The following is a 1,073-nucleotide window of genomic DNA, read 5'->3' as shown; positions in this document are numbered from 1 at the left end:
TGTTGGCCGTCGCAGCGTCCCGGTCGGTCGACGACGCCGCCGCCTCGCGTTCCTCCGCCTCGATCTCACGTTCCAGCGCGGCCACCATGTCCACGGATTCACCGGTCTCGCCGCCCTCACCCAGGTGGGGCACCGATTCCAGCAGGGTCTTGGTGTAGGGGTGCTCGGGCTGGGAGAAGATCTGCTCCGCGCTGCCCTGCTCGACGATCCGGCCCTTCTTCATCACCGCAATGCGGTCCGCCAGGTCGGCCACCACACCCATGTCGTGGGTGATCAGGATGACGGCGGAATCCAGTTTGTCCTTGAGGTTACGGATCAGGTCCAGGATCTCGGCCTGCACGGTGACGTCCAGAGCGGTGGTGGGCTCATCGGCGATCAGCAGCTTGGGATCACACGACAGCGACTGCGCAATCATGGCGCGCTGACGCTGACCACCGGACAACTGGTGCGGGTAGGAACGGAACGCCTTTTCCGGATCCGGAAGTTCCACCATGGTCAGCATTTCCTTGGCGCGTTCGGCGGCCTGGGATGGCGACATGTCCCGGTGGAGTCGGATCGTTTCCACGATCTGCTGGCCCACGGTGTAGACCGGGTTGAGCGCGGTCATGGGTTCCTGGAAGATCACGGCAATTTCTTCACCGCGTACCCGGCGCAGGGCAGCACCCTGCAGTCCGATGAGTTCCTCACCGGCCAGCTTGGCCGAGCCGTTGACCCGAGCGTTGGAGGGCAGCAGTCCCAGGATCGACATGGAGCTCGCGGATTTACCCGAGCCCGATTCACCCACGATGGCCAGCACCTCACCGGCGGCCACCTGGTAGTTCATATCGATTGCGGCCGGGACCCATTCCTTGTCCACGCCAAAGTCCACGGAGAGCCCGTCCACCACCAGGACCGGTTCACCGCGCACCACGCGGCGTTGGCTGCGGGAGCCACGGGACGAACGATCGGTGGCTGCGTCCTGAGAGCCGGAACCATCGTTCGATCGGTCGCGGCGCTTACCGAACCCGCCACGCAGCGAACGACGATCCCGCCGACCTGAGGTTTCTTCGTCGTCTCCTACTTGCCGGTCGCCC

The 1,073-nt window shown here is 65.0% G+C and carries 1 protein-coding gene; it reads right to left on the bottom strand.

All coding sequences use genetic code 11. The annotated features are described in order from the left end of the window. Positions 1 to 910: ABC transporter ATP-binding protein (locus YO9_RS0116000; protein ID WP_223286728.1), on the bottom strand; the 910-nt coding region annotated here is incomplete at its 3' end. Positions 911 to 1,073: the final 163 nt, after the last annotated feature.

It is taken from the genome of Kocuria atrinae C3-8, assembly GCF_000286355.1.
GTDB classification, from domain to species: Bacteria; Actinomycetota; Actinomycetes; order Actinomycetales; family Micrococcaceae; genus Kocuria; species Kocuria atrinae_A.
Note: the sequence above shows the minus strand (reverse complement) of the source record. Positions and strands in the feature narration are given on the sequence as shown.